Origin of the sequence: Flexivirga meconopsidis (genome assembly GCF_026162425.1) — a bacterium.
GTDB classification, from domain to species: Bacteria; Actinomycetota; Actinomycetes; order Actinomycetales; family Dermatophilaceae; genus Flexivirga; species Flexivirga meconopsidis.
In genome coordinates, this window is sequence record NZ_JAOBQJ010000001.1 from 557,422 (window position 1) to 575,597 (window position 18,176).

Annotated in this window: 14 protein-coding genes; 11 read left to right on the forward strand and 3 right to left on the reverse strand. The window is 69.1% G+C overall.

From position 1 onward, the window contains the following. Window positions 1-3: 3 nt before the first annotated feature. The gene (locus N2M23_RS02725) at window positions 4-1,266 is read right to left on the reverse strand and encodes a glycosyltransferase (RefSeq protein ID WP_265443088.1); all 1,263 of its coding nucleotides are present in this window, start codon (window positions 1,264-1,266) and stop codon (window positions 4-6) included. Window positions 1,267-1,397: 131 nt separating this feature from the next. Between N2M23_RS02725 and N2M23_RS02730 the strand changes: the two genes are divergently transcribed. The 4 genes from N2M23_RS02730 to N2M23_RS02745 are packed head-to-tail and all read left to right on the forward strand — an operon-like array spanning window position 1,398 to window position 5,910. Further along, the gene (locus N2M23_RS02730; RefSeq protein ID WP_265443089.1) at window positions 1,398-2,366 is read left to right on the forward strand and encodes an ATP-binding cassette domain-containing protein; all 969 of its coding nucleotides are present in this window, start codon (window positions 1,398-1,400) and stop codon (window positions 2,364-2,366) included. Then, window positions 2,363-3,187 (forward strand): ABC transporter permease, encoded by an 825-nt coding sequence (locus N2M23_RS02735; RefSeq protein WP_265443090.1) that lies wholly within the window; start codon window positions 2,363-2,365, stop codon window positions 3,185-3,187. The genes N2M23_RS02730 and N2M23_RS02735 overlap by 4 nt, the downstream gene beginning before the upstream one ends. An 8-nt stretch (window positions 3,188-3,195) precedes the next feature. Next, on the forward strand, window positions 3,196-4,545 hold the full coding sequence (locus N2M23_RS02740; RefSeq protein ID WP_265443091.1) for a non-ribosomal peptide synthetase family protein: 1,350 nt from the start codon (window positions 3,196-3,198) through the stop codon (window positions 4,543-4,545). Window positions 4,546-4,554: 9 nt separating this feature from the next. Beyond that, window positions 4,555-5,910 carry a hypothetical protein gene (locus tag N2M23_RS02745; RefSeq protein ID WP_265443093.1) on the forward strand — a complete coding sequence of 452 codons (1,356 nt, stop codon included), beginning with the start codon at window positions 4,555-4,557 and terminating at the stop codon, window positions 5,908-5,910. 1 nt (window position 5,911) lies between these two features. Here N2M23_RS02745 and N2M23_RS02750 read toward each other — a convergent pair whose 3' ends face one another. Continuing rightward, window positions 5,912-6,817, reverse strand: coding sequence for an isocyanide synthase family protein (locus N2M23_RS02750; RefSeq protein ID WP_265443094.1), 906 nt, complete (start codon window positions 6,815-6,817; stop codon window positions 5,912-5,914). Continuing rightward, window positions 6,814-8,034: a cytochrome P450 family protein gene (locus N2M23_RS20890; RefSeq protein WP_265443095.1), complete on the reverse strand. Its 1,221-nt coding sequence runs from the start codon at window positions 8,032-8,034 to the stop codon at window positions 6,814-6,816. The genes N2M23_RS02750 and N2M23_RS20890 overlap by 4 nt, the downstream gene beginning before the upstream one ends. A gap of 106 nt (window positions 8,035-8,140) precedes the next feature. On the opposite strand from N2M23_RS20890, the gene N2M23_RS02760 reads away from it, so the two are divergent. The 7 genes from N2M23_RS02760 (at window position 8,141) to nrfD (ending at window position 18,164) form a co-directional block, all read left to right on the forward strand. Next, window positions 8,141-9,124 carry a helix-turn-helix transcriptional regulator gene (locus tag N2M23_RS02760; RefSeq protein WP_265443097.1) on the forward strand — a complete coding sequence of 328 codons (984 nt, stop codon included), beginning with the start codon at window positions 8,141-8,143 and terminating at the stop codon, window positions 9,122-9,124. Between the two features lie 148 nt (window positions 9,125-9,272). Then, window positions 9,273-9,881: a TetR/AcrR family transcriptional regulator gene (locus N2M23_RS02765; RefSeq protein WP_265443099.1), complete on the forward strand. Its 609-nt coding sequence runs from the start codon at window positions 9,273-9,275 to the stop codon at window positions 9,879-9,881. 54 nt (window positions 9,882-9,935) lie between these two features. Continuing rightward, window positions 9,936-10,991, forward strand: coding sequence for an LLM class flavin-dependent oxidoreductase (locus N2M23_RS02770; protein ID WP_265443100.1), 1,056 nt, complete (start codon window positions 9,936-9,938; stop codon window positions 10,989-10,991). Window positions 10,992-10,997: 6 nt separating this feature from the next. Beyond that, window positions 10,998-12,566: a Na+/H+ antiporter gene (locus N2M23_RS02775; RefSeq protein ID WP_265443101.1), complete on the forward strand. Its 1,569-nt coding sequence runs from the start codon at window positions 10,998-11,000 to the stop codon at window positions 12,564-12,566. Window positions 12,567-12,682: 116 nt separating this feature from the next. Further along, a complete protein-coding gene (fdh, locus tag N2M23_RS02780; protein WP_279671599.1) occupies window positions 12,683-16,009 on the forward strand; it encodes a formate dehydrogenase in 3,327 nt (1,108 codons plus the stop codon). After that, entirely contained in the window at window positions 16,006-17,049 is a 1,044-nt protein-coding gene (locus N2M23_RS02785) for a 4Fe-4S dicluster domain-containing protein (RefSeq protein WP_265443106.1), read from the forward strand. The genes fdh and N2M23_RS02785 overlap by 4 nt, the downstream gene beginning before the upstream one ends. Next, window positions 17,046-18,164 (forward strand): NrfD/PsrC family molybdoenzyme membrane anchor subunit, encoded by a 1,119-nt coding sequence (gene nrfD / locus N2M23_RS02790; protein WP_265443107.1) that lies wholly within the window; start codon window positions 17,046-17,048, stop codon window positions 18,162-18,164. Before N2M23_RS02785 ends, nrfD begins: the two co-directional genes overlap by 4 nt. The last annotated feature ends 12 nt before the right edge of the window (window positions 18,165-18,176 follow it).

Consider the following 18,176-nt stretch of genomic DNA (forward strand, 5'->3'; position numbering starts at 1 on the left):
TGGTCAAGAGTGGGTAAATCCTTGCAATTCCACCAGATCCGCGGCTCGTTGTACAGCCGTCAAGGGGGCGATCATGCGGTTCGCCAGCTCGGTCGCGCGACCCCGAACCGGGTCGCTGACCAGCACAGACAGCGATGCCGCGCACCCGTCGGCGGTGAGGTCGAGGAACCGTGTGAGATCGCCCACTCCGAGGGCTGCGAGCCGTCGACCCCACAGCGGCTGGTCGGCGTTGAACCAGGCGACCAGAGCCGGTATGCCGGCACGCAGCGCTGCCGCGGTGGTGCCGGCGCCACCGTGGTGCACGGCCGCGACACAGCGCGGCAGCACCCGGTGATGATCGACGCTCGGCACGATGCGCACGTCGTCGTCGGCGGCGACGTCGAAGCTGGACCAGCCCGCGGTCACGAGGGCGCGGCACGAAAGGCGGTGCGACACCTCACGCACCAGCGCGACCGTCGCCTGTGGGTCGCGCACCGGCATACTTCCGAATCCCCAGTAAACAGTGGGTTTTTCACATAGCCACGCATCGAGTTCGGTGTCGGTTCCCGGGTCGAGAGCTGCCCGGGCCTGCGGCGGGAGGTCGAGGAACCCGACCAGGGGACGCAGATCGCCCCACTCGGCCGCGAGCTCGGGGAACAGCAGCGGATCGATCGCCTGCATCTCGAGCGACCCGCTGCTCGCCATACGGTCGGCCACGGACACCCGCGAGGGCGCAAGACCCAACTGGGCACGCATGGCGTCCTCGCCTCGTCGCGTCATCAGGCGCCACGATCGGTCGGCGAGCCACCACGTCGCCCGATGCGCAAGGTCCGCCGCGACCGGCGGGTCCGGCAGCAGACGCACGGACTCCGAACGACGGATGGGGTAGTAGTGCACGGCGGCTTGCGCGATGCCGTGCTTCTCGGCGAGGGCCCGGGCCACCTCCTGGCCGAGGAAGCAACTGACGACGACGTCGGACCCCGCTGCCTGCTCGTCGAGGTCACGGGCCAGCTGCGACCAGCCGATGGTGCCCAGTTCGGACAGCCCGCGCCAGCGCACCCGCGGGTCGGCCGACTTGATCCGGCGTTGCACCAGGTCGGACTCCAGCAGCGCCGCCGAATCAGGACCGGTCGTGATCGCCTCGATCCCTGCCCGCTGCGCGAGATCGCGCAGATTGGGCGGCACGCCAAGTTGCACGTCGTGGCCGCGCCCGCGTAGCTCGAGAGCGAGCGCTATGCCAGGCTGCACATCGCCGCGACTGCCGAGGAACGGCATGAGGATCCGCATGGCAGGTAAGGCAATCACGGATCGGGCCGGGCGTGCTGCGCGAAGGGTTGCGCCGTAACGTGATCCGTATCGCACAACTGGTCAATCGACGGGGTTACCGCGGCGTAGTCTGATACGGCACCATGGCCGGCATGGTTTCCAGTCCCGCCGCCCCACCGGAGCTCGCGGTTGACGTGCGAGATCTGACGGTGCGGTTCGACGATTTCGTCGCGGTCGACGGCGTCAGTTTCAGTGTCCCGACCGGCAGCGTGCTCGGCCTGCTGGGTCCCAATGGCGCGGGCAAGACGACGACGGTCCGGGTGCTTGCGACCCTGCTGCCTGCGTCCGGTGGCAGCGCGAGCATCTTCGGACACGACGTGCAGCACGACGCGCACCGGGTGCGTTCGCTCGTCGGGCTGACCGGGCAGTATGCATCGGTCGACGAGGAGTTGACCGCGCGCGAAAATCTGATGGTCTTCGCGCGCCTGTTGCGCTTCTCGCGGGCCGGCGCCCGTCGCAGGACCGCCGAACTGCTCGAGGAGTTCTCGCTCACCGACGCGGCGAACCGCTCGCTCAAGCACTTCTCCGGCGGCATGCGTCGTCGGCTGGACCTCGCGACCAGCCTCCTCGCCGAGCCGCCGCTGATCTTCCTCGACGAGCCGACCACCGGGCTCGACCCGCGCACCCGGCAACAGATGTGGGAGACGATCCGACGGCTCGTGCGGGGTGGGTCCACCGTCGTACTCACCACCCAATACCTCGAAGAGGCCGACCAGCTCGCCGACAACATCGTCGTGATCGATCACGGCAAGGTGGTCGCCGAGGGCAGCGCGGACGATCTGAAGGCGTCGGTCGGCTCGGGTCGTCTCCGGCTGTCGCTGGTCGACGACGGTGATCTCCCGACCGCCAGCCTGGTGATGGAGCAGATCGCCGGCCACTCGGTCGAGACCGAAGCCGACCGCACACTGGTCGTGCCGGTCGCCGGTGCTTCACTGGTCACGGATGTGTTGATTGCCTTGCGTGACAAGGGGATCGAGGTTTCCGAGGTCGGGGTGCACAAGCCGACCCTCGACGAGGTGTTCTTCCAGATCACCGGTAACCCGCGTAAGGAGGGCGCATGACCGCGGCGACTGCCCAGTCACGGGCACAACGTCGACAGCGGGACAACCTGACCCGTCGGCCCAGTGTCGCGAGCACCGCGGCGACGTCGTTGACGTTGGCTGCGCGCGGCCTGCTGAAGATCCGGCACAACCCGTTCCGGTTGTTCGATGTCGTCGCTTTGCCAATCGTCTCGACCGCGATGTTCGCGGGGATCTTCGGCGGTGCGATTGCCGGCAGCGTCAGCAACTACCTGCCCAATCTGGTGCCGGGCGTGCTGGTGCAGGTTGCGGTGACCGCGGCCGTCAACACCGGCGTGCAACTGTGTGAGGACGTCGACCAGGGAGTGTTCGACCGGTTCCGGTCGATGCCGATCGCCCGCATCGCGCCGTTGATCGGGGCACTGACCGCCGACGTCGTGCGCTACATCGTCGCCGCGGCGATGGTCGTCCTCGTCGGCACTCTGATGGGTTACACGCCGCACAGTTGGCCGGGGCTGCTGCTGGGTTGCTTGCTGGTGATCTACACCGCGTTCGCGCTGAGCTGGGTGTTTGCCTTCCTCGGGGTCCGAATGCCGAGCGCGCCTGCGGTGCAAGGCGCTTCGATGTTCGTGCTGATGCCGATGACGTTCATCTCGAACGCGCTGGTGCCGACGACCAACATGCCGTCCTGGATCAAGTGGCTCGCCGACATCAACCCGGTGTCGCACCTGGTGACCGCCGTGCGGCAACTGGCCAATCAGGGGTCGGTGGGCATGGACATCATCTGGTCGCTGGTCGGCGCGACGCTCATCATGCTGATCATGGCGCCCATCGCGGTGCACGCCTACATCCGGAAGACGTGAGTTGCCGTATGTCGCAGGCCAATCGGCTGACTCCGGCCGAGGAAGCGTTTGTGCTGGCCGAGCAGGTGCTCGAGCTGCCGATCGTCAACCAGATGATCTGGCGGTTCGACACGCCGATCGACCGGGATCGCCTGCAGCGGCTGGTCGCCCGGGTGGCGCAGGGCCCGCTCACCCGTCGCCTGCGCCCGGCCCGCATGCCGTTTGCGCGCGGCACCTGGGTCGCCGCACCGCCACCGGAACCACTCGTGCGCGTCGATCCGCCCATCGATCGCGACGAGCTCATCGACTGGGCCGACCGAGACCTTGCGCGGCCATTTCACGCCGATCGCGGTGTGCCCTGGACGATTTCGGCAGTGCCATTCACCGGCGGTGGACACGCCGTCGTGCTGACCGCGCCGCATACGCTCTCGGACGGCAGTGGCGCATATGCGGCATTCGCCGCCGCGTCGACCGGCGAGGACATCGGCCGACTGCCTGACGACAGTGCCCGCACTCCGACACGCCTGGACGACCTGCGGGACGCCGGGAGACAGCTCGCCGCCGCATTCTTCGGGATCGGCAAGTTGGCGCGGCTCGCGCTGCGTCGCCGGAAGCAGTCACCGGCTGCGTTTATGAGCAAACCGCCCGCACAGCCGCCCCGCCCGGACGTGCCGGTCGCCCACGCCGCGCGGCCCTCGGCATACGCAGTGGCCGACTTCGATGAGAGGGAATGGCAGGCGGTCGCCGAGCTTCGCGGTGGGTCGAACAATTCGCTGCTCATCGCCTTTGGCACCGGCTTGCTGGAGTCGGCCGGCCGGGTGGAGACCGGCAGCCGCATCCCGGTGTCGATCCCGGTCGCCGTGCGCCGGCCCGGCGACCGTCGGGCGATCGCGACGATCGGCGCCACGATGCCGATGACCGTCGACGCGACCGGGTATGACGACTTGCGCCCGGTGCGCAAGGCCGCCCGCGAAGCACTTGCCCACGCGACGGACCCGCAGCGCGACCAGCAGGACGTCTTGCGGATGGTCACCCCGATCCTTCGGCTGCTTCCTCGAAAACTGTTGCGCAGCATGGCACTTCGTCAGCCGGCGGCCGTGCTGACGTGCTCTAACATCGGCGCGGTGCCGGCCGCGGTCGCCTCGCTGGGTGGTGACGTCGTGGGCGCGGTCACCGTGCGGATGACAGTGCAGAACGCGACCGTCGAGCAGTTGCGCCGCGCGCGTGGTGGACTCACCGTCTGGCTGTCGGTCTCGGCCGGGAAGGCGACACTCAGCGTGCTCGGCATGGACCCGGACCTCTGGCCCGATCCGGCCGCGATCCGACGAGCGATCTGCGAAGAGAGCGCGAAATGGGCTCTGCAACCTACATTCTGGTGAGGGGGACCGATGAGTGAAGTGATGGACAACCGATTCACCTTCGGCGACGAGGCCTACTTCCTCAGCGAGTCGGTGCTGGGGATCCCGGTCGCGTCCCAACACACCTGGCGGTTGCCGCAACCGTTGCCCAGCGGGGCTCTTGCCGCACTGCACGACAACCTCGCCCGAGGTCCACTCAGCCGGCTCGCCGCGGCGCCGCGAGTGCCGGGCGCGCGGTACCGGTGGATGCCCGCGCCGGCCGGCACCCGCCTCACCATCGACGAGCAGCCGGTCCGCCCTGAGCAGTTGATGCGCTGGTGCGACGACCAACTGGCCGCGCCGATCGACCCGCTGCACGGCCCTGCCTGGTGGCTCTCCGCGACCCCGGTCACCGACGGTGGCCAGCTCGTGTCGTTCGTGACGCGCCATACGATCGGCGATGGCGGGCTGATCCTGCAGGCGATCGACGCAGCCGTCACTGGGGATGCCCTGCCCCGTGTGCCGGACGCCCGCGCGACGTCGCAGGTGGTGCGATGGCGGGACGACGCGCGCGACGCGGGCCGGCAGCTGATCGCCGCGGGCCGAGGCACCGTGGGTGCGGTCCGAGCCGCGCGCCGCCACACCGGCGAGCACTCGGCGACCCCCTCGGTGCCGGCGGATCGGGCGCGCACCCCACTTCGTGCGGACCGCGAATCGTCATACGTGCCAGCGTTCGTGGCCGTCGATCTTGCGGCTGGCGACTGGCGTGCGGCGGCCGCTGCCCGGGGCGGAACCTCCAATAGCCTGCTGCTGATGCTGTCCGCCGGATTGGTCGTGGCTGCCGGCCTGGCGCGCGAGGGGGACACGATCGGCGTCGCGATGCCGGTGCGTCTGCGCGGCGAGGGCGATTACCGCTCGAACGTGCTCGGCGGCGCCTCGGTGCCGGTGGAAGTCAGCAGCAGCCGCTACGACGACCTACGCCAGGTGCGAGCCGCCACCAAGGTCGCGCTGGCCCGCGCCACCGACCCGGACGAGGCATCGATGATGACCCATCTCGAGCCGGTCGCGCGGCTGTTGCCGAAGGCGGTCATCCGCAAGCTCGTCGAGCGGATGCCTGCCTCGCTGGTCTCGGTGTCCAACGTCGGCCGGATCTCACCAGAAGGCAGCGGGCTCGGCGGTCCCACCGCCCGCTCGATGATGTGCCGCGGGGTGCACCGCAACGTCACACCGGATCTCATGCGCGCGGCCGGTGGCGGGGTCACCACCTGGCTGCAGGAATTCGGCGACCGGATGACGCTCACCGTCGAGGGTCTCGATCCCGACCGGATGCCCGACCGGGATGCGTTGGCTGCCCTGGTGACCGACGAGTTGGCCCGGTGGGACCTGCAGCCGCTCGACGTTTGGTAAGTCAGCGCGCGACGAAATGGCTTGGTACGCCGTCACGTCGGACGAGCCGGCCGTGACGGCGCGCCTCGTGGTGGGGGAGCAGCCGGGTGCCGTCGGGACCTCGCAGCACGCAGGTGTGCCAAGGGGTCGCCCATGCGTCCGGGCTGTCGAGCAGCCGGATGCCGAGCTTGGCCGACCCGATCGGTTGCGGGTGGATCGACAGGCGCACCGCGTCCGGGAAGGTCTCGTCGACGAGGCTGCCCCACGCGATGCTCCTTCGTATGACGTCATACGCCCGGCGTCGGCAGTCGCGCTGCAGCGCGGACTTCGTGCCGTCGTGCCGTGGGGTGTCCTCGACGAGGAACCGGGTGATCCCGCGATAATGCTGGGCCGCCGTCTCATCGGAGCGCACGTGAGCGCGCAGCTGTTCGACGTGCGGTGCTCGCTCGCTCAGCAGCTTTTCCCGCCGGGAAGCGAGGCCGGCGAAGCCCGCATCGGCCAGGTCGAAGGTGTCGATCAGGTCCGACGTGCCCGCGATCATGCTGTCGAGGCGGCGGCGATAGGCGCGAATCGTGTTGTCCGACACTCGAATTGCGTCGCTGAAGACATGCCCGTCGGAGCACACGGTGAGTCGCGCCCCGGGTGGGTGCACGAGCTCCACGTCCCGGCAGAGCCGGTCGAGGAAGTGCAACGCAAGGCGTTCGCCTTCATCCGGCAGGGACCCCAGCACCTTGGCCGGGTTGGGCGACTTGCACGGGAATCCGGGCAGCGTGAAGTGCACCGGTCGGCCGGAGCGGACGGTGCGGGTCAGCCGGCGCAGTTGTGGTTGCAAGTCGTCGGGCGTCGCCCTGGGTTCGTGAGGCAGGTGTCGCCGGTGCGGCAGGAGGATCTGCAGGATCGCCCGCGCGACGTCGTCCGCGCTGGTCATGCGCGCCGCTCGAAAAGCACCGGGAGGCGGTCGACACCCCGGGCCAGCACCGCCGGAGTCCACTCAAGCTCGGCCGGGTCGCACGCCAGGCTCAGGGACTCAAGTCGGCAGAGCAGCACTTCGAGGGCCACCTGGAACTCGATGCGGGCCAATGCCGCACCAGGGCAGTAGTGCTTGCCGTGCCCGAAGGCAAGGTGGGGGTTGGGGTTTCGGTCGAGCACGAGTTCGTCGGCGCGGTCGAACTCGCGCTCGTCACGGTTGGCCGCGCACAGCGAGACGATGATCGAGTCGCCGCCGGTCACCGTTCGTCCGTGCAGGTCACTGGTGGACGGCAGGAAGCGCCAGGTGGTGAGTTCGAAGGCACTGTCGTAGCGCAGCAACTCCTCGACCGCGGAGGGGAGCAGGCCCGGGTCCGCCCGCAGCGCGTCGAGTGCCTCGGGGTGTTGCAGCAACGCCACGAACATCGTGCTCAGTTGATTGGTGACCGGCTCCTGGCCGGCGACCAGCAGTTGGAAGATCATCGAGTCGAGCTCGGCCCTCCTCAGCACTCCACGGTCGTGCGCGCGCACCAGAGTGCCGAGGAGGCAGGGGCGTTCGTGATCCCGTTGATCCTGCACGACATCTCCGATGTAGCGCTGCAAGGCCCGCAGCCGTGCCTCGTAGACCGGCCGCAATGGGGAGTCGGGGCCGACCGGCTGGACAACGAGGCGCCAGTCCCGGTCGAACCGATCGACGAGTTCGGCTGGCAAGCCGAGGGTTTCGGCCAACACCAAGAATGGAAGTCGGGCGGCGAAGGAGGCGACGAGGTCGGTTTGCCCGCTGTCGGGGAAGTCGTCCACGAGCGCGCCGGCGATCTCGCGGATGCGCGGCCGCGCCAGCTCGGACGCTGCGGGCGACAGTGCGTCCATGACGAGCGACCGCATGCGCGCGTGATCGGCGCCGTCCTGGTGCAACAGGTGCGCTTGGAGTTCGGAGTGCTGGGGTTCCGGCATGATCGACGCCTTCGCCCGCCAGGCGTCATTACCCAGCGCGTGGTTCTTGCCGATGCGGCGGTCGGTCAGGGTTGCGCGTGCCGCGTCATACCCGGTGACCAGCCAGGCGTCGACTGCTGGAAACGCCACCCGATGCACCGGTCCTTCGCGGCGCATTCGCGAGTAGAGCCGGTAGGGATCGGGGTGGTAGCCGGTGCCGTGGAGCGGTACGGGTTCGTCGAGCACACGAGCATTCTACAAAATGTAGAACACACAGCGCGGGACGCTTGCCTGACAGGTGTCTTGACCACCCGGAGTAGCATCGATCCGGAGGCACGAATCGGAACGTCCCATGGCTGATCCACCTGCACACCTACCAGCACACGGTTTCCACACCCAACTCGACACTTCCGACATCGACGAGGCTCGCGAAATCGTCGCTGCGTCCTACGTGCCCCACGGCATCGCGGTGCTCGGCGCGGCCGCCGACTTTCGTGCTCGGCAGCGCAGTCTCGAGCACGGTGCGCTGGCGATCGACCTGCTGTCCTACGGCACCGACTCGCTCGTGGTGCCGTTCGATCCACTCGGCCAGACCTACTGCATCATGCACGCGATGCGCGGCAACCTGACGGTCTCGGCCGGACCGCGGGAACTCCTGGTCGGACCAGGAGACTCGGCGGCGCTGGACCCTGAAGTGCTCTTCCGGATGCGCTGGCATGACGGCCTGGTAGTGCGGAACCTGCGCCTTGATCCTGCCGCGCTGACCCGCTACTGGCGCGGCATCACCGGGCAGGCGGGTGGCGTGCCGCCATCACTCTCGGCCGCCGCGCCGAAGTCCGCCGAGGACGCACTGCGCTGGCAACGCTGCGTCAATTTGGTGCAACGCAGCCTGAGCGACCCGGCGGTGCGTGAGGCCGGTCCACTGTGGTGGGCGACCTTCGAGGAGTATGTCGTGGGAACGCTTTTCATCACCCACGCCGCAGAGGAGGACCCACCTCGCCGGGGAGACGGGCTGTTGCCCGGGGCACTGCGCAGGGCACTGCGCGAGATCGACGAACGGGCCCACGAGCCGCTGGTACTCGCCGATCTGTGCATGGCGGCCGGGGTCAGTCGGCGCACCCTCCAGCGCGCCTTCGAGCGTCATCTCGGCACGACCCCCCTTCGCTACCTGAACCAGGTGCGGCTGGAGCGGGCCCGTCAGGACCTGCGCGCCGGTCGCAGCGCCGTCACGGTGGCCGAGGTGGCTGCACGGTGGGGATTCGGCAACCCGGGACGGTTCTCGCGGGCCTATGCGGAGCGCTTCGGGGAGCTTCCCGGTGAGTCGAAGAGAGCCTGAACACCCGCCCAGGACAGGGGAATTGGCTCGATCGATATACCGATCGCGTCCCGGCTGTACCGATCGCGTCATGGACGAACGCCCAAGTCTTCCGGACCGAGCGGATGCGCCCGACACTCGGATCAGCACGTCGAGGAGGTGGGTCGGCATGAGCTGTGTCGACGGGTCTGAAATTCTGCTCCGGCCGGAACCGGGGCTGTCGGAGAACCGCAGGGATCGCCGCGCCGAGTTGGTGGACGCTGCGCTGGACGTGTGGGCGGAGGGCGGCTATCACAACCTCTCGGTCCGCAACGTCGCGCGGCGCACGCCGTACTCCCACGGGGTGGTCCACTATTACTTTGCGGGCCGGCCGGAGTTGGTGCGCGAGTGTGTCGCCCGCTTGTTGCGCGAGTCCGTGCTGGACGCGTCGCCGATTGATGCGGCGAAAACCGTTGCGGCCGTGTCGAATGCGCTCGCGTCGGTGATCGCCAACGACTTCGTCGCGCACCGGTCGGCATACGTGATCCGGCATGACTTGCGCAGCCGGACGCTGTTCGACGCCGACCTCGCGCCATACGTCACGGCGCTGGAGGGGCCGCTGCACGATTTCGCCGACCGTGCCGCGGGGAGGTATGCCGAGCTCGGCACCCCGATGACCGGTGCGCGGGTTTTCGCTCAGCTCGACTACCTGATCCAGCGCGCGAGCCTGGCGGTCGCGTACCCGGTGCAGGAGACGGCTGACCGATTGCGGGTGGAACTGCTCGACGCGCTGCCGTGAGCCGATCGGGCCGAACGTGGAACAGCCCGGCCCGATCCGGCGTTCTGGACGACTGTGAAGGCTTTCGGATTCTTGAGCTTCGGACACTACGGCGCAGTCCCCGGATCACAGACGCCTGACGCGGCAAGCGCCCTCAAGCAGGCAGTTGAGCTGTCGGTCGCGGCCGACGAGGTCGGTGCCAACGGCGCCTACTTCCGGGTGCACCACTTCGAGCGCCAGCAGTCGTCCCCGATCCCGTTGCTGTCGGCCATCGCCGCCCGCACGCGCCACATTGAGGTGGGCACTGGCGTGATCGACATGCGCTACGAGAACCCGCTGCAATTGGCCGAGGAACTCGCGGCGCTCGACCTGCTCAGCGACCAGCGCATCGCCATCGGCATTTCGCGCGGGTCACCCGAGACCGCGATGCGCGGATACGAGGCATTCGGTTACACCGGCACGAAGGACCCCCGCGGTGCCGATATCGCGCGCGACAAGTTCGCGACCTTCCTCGACGCGATCAGCGGCGAAGGGATGGTCGACGCGGATCCGCAGCGCGCTCGGCCGGGGAGCCGGCTCGCCATACAGCCGCAGGCGCCGGGACTTCGCGACCGCATCTGGTGGGGATCCGGGACCCGCGAAACCGCAGAGTGGACAGGCAAACTCGGGCTCAACCTGATGTCCTCGACCCTGCTGACCGAGGCCAACGGTGAGTCCTTCGCCGACCTGCAGAACGAGCAGATCGACCGCTTCCGGCAGGCGTATGCCGCGGCCGGTCACACCGGAGCCCCGCGCGTCTCGGTGTCACGCAGTATCTTCCCGATCATGGACGATCGGGACGCGGCCTACTTCGGCGGCCGGGAGGGCTTCGACCAGGTCGGCATCATCGACGGTCACCGGTCGACCTTCGGCAAGACCTACGCCGACGAACCCGACAAGCTGATCGAGCAGTTGCGGCAGGACCCGGCCGTCATGTCGGCCGACACGCTCATGCTCACCATCCCCAACCAGCTCGGCGTCGACTACAACCTGCACGTGCTGCAGGCCTTCGCCGAGCACGTCGCGCCGGAGCTCGGCTGGGCGCCGAACACCGACGGGCCGGTGCAGGGGGAGCAGGTCGGTAGTCTCTAAGAGCACATGGTCGGCCTCGAACTGCTCGTCGCGGTCGCGGCGGTCGTGCTCGTCGGCACCGTGATCGGCCGCCGCCTGCACATCTCGCCGCCGGTCGTCCTGCTCGCCTGCGGTGTCATCATCGGCCTGTTGCCGACGGTCGGCGACGTGCAGCTGCCGCCGGACGTGGTGCTGCTGATCTTCCTGCCGGCGTTGCTCTTCTGGGAGAGCCTGACGATCTCGCTGCAGCAGGTGCGGCAGAACTTCCGCGGGATCGCCCTGGCGGGCACCGTGCTGGTGGTGCTCTCGGCCGGGGCCGTCGCGGTGGTAGCGCATACCTTCGGGCTGCCGTGGGGACCGGCCTGGATCCTCGGCGCCGCGGTCGCCCCGACCGACGCGACCGCCGTGGCCGTGCTCGGCCGGCTCCTCCCCTTCCGCCGTATGACGGCGCTGCGCGCGGAGAGTCTGGTCAACGACGGCACCGCACTCGTCCTCTACTCGGTCGCGGTCACCGCGACCATCAGCACCCGCCCCGGTGCTCTGAGCATCGCCGGGCAGTTCGTCGCGAGCTACCTGGTCGGCATCGCGATCGGGTTGGCGGTGGCCTACGCGGGGTTCGTGCTGCGGCGTACTCTCGCCGACCCGCTGCTCGGCAACACCGCCACCGTGTTGGTGCCGTTCGTCGCCTACCTGGTCGCCGAGGAACTGCACGGATCCGGTGTGCTCGCGGTCGTCACCGCCGGCATTGTGCTCGGGCAGGCCGCGCCGCGGATCGGCCGATCGGCGACCCGCCACCAGTCCGAGACGTTCTGGACGCTGGTCACCTTCTGGCTGAACGCCGCACTGTTCGTGCTCGTCGGCGCGCGGCTGCCGTCCGTGGTCGAGGGGCTGTCCAGTAGTCGGCTCGGTCATGCGCTGCTGATCGTGATGGCGGTGGTTGCCGTCCTCGTCGTGGTCCGGGTCGCGTTCGTCTTCGCCTCGTCCTGGCTGATCGCCGGGCTCGACCGTCGCCGGCACGGGGCAGGCCAATTGGCAAGCGGCCGCTACCGATTGGTCAGCGGGCTCGCCGGCTTCCGCGGGGCGATCAGTCTGGCGATCGCGTTGTCGGTGCCGGAATTCACCGACGCCGGTGCGCCGCTGCCCTTTCGGGACACGGTCATCTTCGTCACCGCGGGCGTGATCGTGGTGACTCTCGCGCAAGGGCTGGTGCTGCCCAGGGTGGTCCGCTGGGCCGGATTCGCGCCGGACACCGATCTGCGCAAGCAGCGCAAGCTGGCCGAGACGGCGGCCGAGGAGGCCGCCCTCGACGCGCTGCCGCAGTTTGTCGACGAGCAGCACATCGACCCGGCCATCGGCGACCAGGTGCGCCTGGAGATCGAGCAACACCTGCTGCACCTCACCGAGCCGGGCACCGACCAGTCGCTCAGCGGCCGGCAGGAGTATCTGCGCCTGCGACTGGCGCTGATCGGCACCAAGCGGGCGGCCATCCTGCGGCTGCGCGACGAGCGCACGATCGACGACACCGTGCTGCGCACCATCCAGTCCACGCTCGACCTTGAGGAGCTTCGACTCAAGGCCTACGACACGCGCGGCTGAGGGCTGCGCGGCCCCCGTCATACCGGCCCAATTGCGCGTGCGGACAAAGGCTTTCGCCCAGCCTGCACACCCGGCCGGGTGGACGCGGTAGGGTCGCGTCCGTGGGACGTTTCAGCATGCTTGAGTGGCCGGTGCTGCGGCAGTTCCGGTCCGGGGACTACCTCGGCCGTGGGCCGGCGGTGGAGTCCGCGCGCACCCGCAACCTGACCTCGCGCAACGAGACTGCCGATCGCGTCGTGCAGAGCGTCTGTCCCTACTGCGCCGTCGGCTGCGGCCAGCGGGTCTACGTCAAGGACGAGAAGGTCATCCAGATCGAGGGCGACACCGACTCGCCGGTCTCGCGCGGTCGGCTCTGCCCGAAGGGCTCGGCCAGCGAGCAGTTGGTCAACGCGCCCGGCCGGCAGTACGAAGTCCTCTACCGTGCGCCGAAATCCAAGGAGTGGCAGCACCTCGACCGCGACACCGCGATCGAGATGATTGCCCAGCGCTTCGTGGAGTCCCGCCGCAACGGCTGGCAGGAGCGCGACGACAAGGGCCGGCTGCTGCGCCGCACGATGGGCATCGCCTCGCTCGGCGGCGCCACGCTGGACAACGAAGAGAACTACCTGATCAAGAAGCTCTTCACCGCGGCCGGCGCCATACAGATCGAGAACCAGGCGCGCATTTGACACTCCGCCACGGTTCCCGGTCTGGGAGCCTCTTACGGGCGCGGCGGCGCCACCCAATCGCTGCAGGACATGGCCAACGCCGATTGCATCGTGCTGCAGGGCGGCAACATGGCCGAGGCACACCCGGTCGGATTCCAGTGGGTCTCCGAGGCAAAAGCCCGCGGCGCCAAGGTGATTCACGTCGACCCGCGCTTCACCCGCACCTCGGCGGTCGCTGACAAGCACATCCCGATCCGGGTGGGCTCGGATGTCGCGCTGCTCGGCGCACTGATCAACTACGTGATCTCCCACGACCTGTGGTTCAAGGAGTACGTCGTCGCCTACACCAACGCGGCGACGATCGTCAGCGACGAATTCCGCGACACCGAGGATCTCGGCGGCTTGTTCTCCGGGTTCGACCCCACCACCGGTAAGTACGACCCCAGCTCGTGGTCGTATGCCGATGCCGACGGCTCCGGAGTGGGCGGCACCGGTGACGATGAGGGGCACAACAAGTCCGGCACCGCCTCCGGTGAGATGGCCGGTAGCGGTGGTGCGCCGCTGGAGCACTCGGGTGTGCAGCGCGACGAGACCCTGCAGGACCCGCGCACGGTCTTCCAGATCTTGAAGCGGCACTACTCGCGCTACACCCCGGAGATGGTGCAGGAGGTCTGCGGCATCTCCGCCGACGACTTCACCTACCTCGCCAAGGCGATCACCGAGAATTCCGGCCGCGACCGCACCACCTGCTGGGGTTATGCGACCGGCTGGACCCAGCACACGCTGGGGGCGCAGTTCATCCGCACCGCGGCGATCCTGCAGTTGCTGCTCGGCAACGTCGGTCGTCCCGGTGGCGGCATCATGGCGCTGCGCGGACACGCCAGCATTCAGGGGTCCACCGACATACCGACGCTGTTCAACCTGCTGCCCGGCTATCTGCCGATGCCGACGGTCGGACTGCACGACACGCTGCCGGAGTATCTCGACGCAATCGCGTCCAAGAAGCAGAAGGGTTTCTGGGCCGACGCCGACCGCTACTTCATCAGCCTGATGAAGGCCTACTTCGGCGACGCCGCGCAGGCCGACAACAACTGGGCCTACGACTATCTGCCGAGGCTGTCCGGGCCGCACGGCACCTACCAGACGACCGTCGGCATGCTCGCCGGTGACGTCGAGGGCTACTTCGTGCTGGGTCAGAACCCGGCCGTCGGCTCGGCGAACGGCCGCATGCAGCGCCTGGCGATGGCCAAACTCAAGTGGCTGGTCGTGCGCGACCTCAGCCTGATCGAGTCGGCGACCTGGTGGAAGGACTCTCCGGAGATCGCCTCCGGCGAGCTACGCACCGAGGACATCGACACCGAGGTGTTCTTCATGCCTGCCGCGACGCACGTCGAGAAGGCCGGCACCTTCACCCAGACCCAGCGCATGCTGCAGTGGCGCCACCAGGCGATCCGTCCGCCGGGCGAGTGCCAGAGCGACATGGACTTCTTCTACCAGCTCGGGGCGCGGATCAAGGAGTTGGTCGCCGACTCCACCGACGAGGTCGACGCGCCGCTGCAGGCGGTCACCTGGGACTATCCGCTCGACGAGCACGGTGACCCGGTGCCCGAGTCGGTCCTGCAGGAGATCAACGGCTATCGCACCAATGAGCAGGGCGAGCGCGAACTCCTTTCCGGTTACCCCGAATTGAAGGCCGACGGCTCGACGTCGTGCGGTTGCTGGATCTACAGCGGCGTCTTCGCCGGCGGGCAGAACATGTCCGCCCGGCGGGTGCCGCGCGGTGGCCCCAACCCGGCCCAGAACGAATGGGGCTGGGCGTGGCCCGCCGACCGGCGCATCCTCTACAACCGGGCGTCGGCGGACCCCGACGGCAAGCCGTGGAGCGAGCGCAAGAAGTACATCTGGTGGGACGAGGAGCAGGGCAAGTGGGTCGGCGACGACGTGCCCGACTTCCCGGTCGACCGGGCGCCGCACAGCCGGCCCGACCCCGACCTCGGTGGTCCGGCGGCCCTGACCGGTGACGACCCGTTCATCATGCAGGCCGACGGCAAGGGCTGGCTCTACGCGCCCAAGGGCCTCGTCGACGGGCCGCTGCCGGTGCACTACGAGGCGCAGGAGTCCCCGGTCCGCAACCCGCTCTACGTGCAGCAGCAGAACCCGGCCCGGATGATCTTCGCCCGCGAGGACAACCTGGACGCACCGAGTGCGGGTATGCCGGGGGTCGAGGTCTATCCCTACGTCTTCACCACCTACCGGCTGACCGAGCACCACACCGCCGGCGGCATGAGCCGTTGGCTGCCCTACCTGTCCGAGCTGCAGCCGGAGATGTTCTGCGAGGTGTCGCCTGCGCTCGCGCAGGAGCGTGGCCTCGTCAACGACGGCTGGGCGACGATCGTGTCGCCGCGCGCGGTCATCGAGGCCAAGGTGCTGGTGACCGACCGCATGACGCCGCTCACCGTGGCGGGCAAGACCGTCCACCAGGTCGGCCTGCCCTACCACTGGGGCGTCGGGGGCACCGACGCGATCGTCAGCGGCGATGCCGCCAACGACCTGATCGGCGTGACGCTCGACCCCAACACGCAGATCCAGGAGTCGAAGGTCGGCTCGTGTGACGTGATCGCCGGCCGGCGCCCCCGAGGGGCCGCGTCGCTTGCGCTGCTTGCGTCATACAACGAGCGTGCGGGGGTCACCACCGAGACCGACAACATCCGGATCACCGATCCGGAGGCGGAGTTGAAAGACCCTGCGCCCAAAGACGATCCGAACCGCGACAAGGAAGGTTGGAGCCAGTTTTGAGCATTGACGAGCACTCCGTTCTCGGTCATCAGCTCCACGGACCGACCGATCCCGCGGCCGACGCGCACTGGCAGGTGCACAAGTCGCGCAAGGGGTTCTTCACCGACACCTCGATCTGCATCGGCTGCAAGGCGTGCGAGGTCGCGTGCAAGGAGTGGAACCGCAACCCGCGCGACGGCGACCTCGAGCTGACCGGGTGGTCCTACGACAACACCCAGGCGCTCGGCGCGAGCACGTGGCGGCACGTCGCCTTCATCGAGCAGGACCGCGAGCGCATCGAAGAGGCGCGCGAGTCCGGCCGGCAGCTGGTCAGCCTCGGCATGCCGACGGTGGGTCCGCCGGCGAAAACGCCTGAGGCTGCGACGGATTCGGCGATTGCGGCGGGGGCGGACACGAGCGCGCCGGACACCCCGGAGTTTCGGTGGCTGATGGCGTCCGACGTGTGCAAGCACTGCACGCACGCGGGCTGCCTCGACGTGTGCCCGACCGGTGCGCTCTTCCGCACCGAGTTCAGCACGGTCGTTGTGCAGCCGGATGTCTGCAACGGGTGCGGCACGTGCGTGGCGGGCTGCCCGTTCGGCGTCATCCAACGGCGCAGTGACGGCACCGTGGAGCCGACCACCGGCCGCGGCGAGCAGAAGGGCCAGCAGCCCGAGGTGGAGAAGAAGGGCATCGCCCAGAAGTGCACCCTCTGCTACGACCGGCTGCTCGACGACGAGACGCCGGCCTGCGCGAAGACCTGCCCGACGACGTCGATCAAGTACGGCGACCACACCGACCTGGTCGACATCGCGCGTGACCGCGTCGCGCAGTTGCACGAGCAGGGCCTGACCGAGGCGCGGCTCTACGGCGCCAACGAGCTCGACGGTGTCGGCGGCACCGGTGCGATGTTCCTGCTGCTCGACGAGCCGCAGGTCTACGGGCTGCCGCCGGACCCGCGGGTGCCGACGGCCGACCTGCCGGTGATGGCCAAGCGGGCCGGTATGGCGGTGGCCGGCATGGTCACTGCGGCCGCGATCGCATTCCTGGGGGCCCGGTGACGACCTCCGCCTTCGACCAGTTCCGCCCGCCGGAGCCGGAGCGTCCCGGTCGGCGTTTCGGCAAGCTGCGCCGCAAGAAGCGTCCCGGCCCGGGCCGCACGGATGGCTCGGCCGAGATGCTGATGGTGCCGGACGTCGAGTTCGAGTCCTACTACGGCCACAACATCGTCAAGCCGCCGCCGTGGGAGTGGCCGGTTGCGGCATACCTGTTTCTCGGTGGTGTGGCCGGCGGCTCCGGTCTGCTCGGCTTCGGCGCGCAGCTGACCGGTCGCGCGGTGCTGCGGCGCAACGCCCGGCTCGGTGCGATGGCCGCGGCGAGCGTGGGCGGCGTCGCGCTGATCGCCGACCTCGGCCGCCCGGAACGGTTCTACAACATGTTCCGCACCCTGAAGCTCACCTCGCCGATGAGCATCGGGTCGTGGATCCTCGGCGCGTTCAGCGCCGGCACCGGTGTCGCGGTCGCGAGCGAGGTCGACCGGCTGCTCGGTGACCGGCTGCCGCTCGGCCCGCTGCGCAAGGTGCTGCGGGCGGTCGAGGCACCGGCCGGTGCCGAGGCGGCGCTCTTCGCCGGCCCGCTGGCGGTCTACACCGCCGTGCTGCTCTCCGACACCGCGAACCCGACCTGGAATGGCGCGCACCGCGACCTGCCGTTCGTCTTCGTCAGCTCGGCCAGCCTCGCCTCGGGTGGGTTGGCGATGGTGACCACGCCGACCCGCGAGACCGGCCCGGCCCGGGCGCTCGCGGTGATGGGCGTGATCGGCGACATCGCGGCGATGAAATACATGGAGCACCGGATGGACCCGGTCGCCGCCGAACCCCTCCACCATGGCACGCCCGGCCAGCTGCTGCGCTGGAGCGAGCGGCTCGCGGTCGCCGGCGGGCTGGGCGCGCTGCTCGGTGGACGACACCGGGCGGTCGCGGCCGCCTCCGGGCTGGCGCTGCTGACCGTGTCGGCATTCACCCGCTTCGGAGTGTTCGAGGCCGGCCTGCACTCGGCCAAGGACCCGCGCTACACCGTCGAGCCCCAGCTGCGGCGGCTCGCCGAGCGCCGCGCCGCCGGCATCACCGACGACTCGATCACCACCGCCGCGCCGCACTGGCCCAGCCACTCCTGAGCGCGTCGGACG

Coding starts and splice junctions, on each gene's coding strand:
- N2M23_RS02725 (WP_265443088.1), bottom strand. CDS start 1,266: ATGCGGATCCTCATGCCGTTCCTCGGCAGTCGCGGCGATGTGCAGCCT.
- N2M23_RS02730 (WP_265443089.1), top strand. CDS start 1,398: ATGGTTTCCAGTCCCGCCGCCCCACCGGAGCTCGCGGTTGACGTGCGA.
- N2M23_RS02735 (WP_265443090.1), top strand. CDS start 2,363: ATGACCGCGGCGACTGCCCAGTCACGGGCACAACGTCGACAGCGGGAC.
- N2M23_RS02740 (WP_265443091.1), top strand. CDS start 3,196: ATGTCGCAGGCCAATCGGCTGACTCCGGCCGAGGAAGCGTTTGTGCTG.
- N2M23_RS02745 (WP_265443093.1), top strand. CDS start 4,555: ATGAGTGAAGTGATGGACAACCGATTCACCTTCGGCGACGAGGCCTAC.
- N2M23_RS02750 (WP_265443094.1), bottom strand. CDS start 6,817: ATGACCAGCGCGGACGACGTCGCGCGGGCGATCCTGCAGATCCTCCTG.
- N2M23_RS02760 (WP_265443097.1), top strand. CDS start 8,141: ATGGCTGATCCACCTGCACACCTACCAGCACACGGTTTCCACACCCAA.
- N2M23_RS02765 (WP_265443099.1), top strand. CDS start 9,273: ATGAGCTGTGTCGACGGGTCTGAAATTCTGCTCCGGCCGGAACCGGGG.
- N2M23_RS02775 (WP_265443101.1), top strand. CDS start 10,998: ATGGTCGGCCTCGAACTGCTCGTCGCGGTCGCGGCGGTCGTGCTCGTC.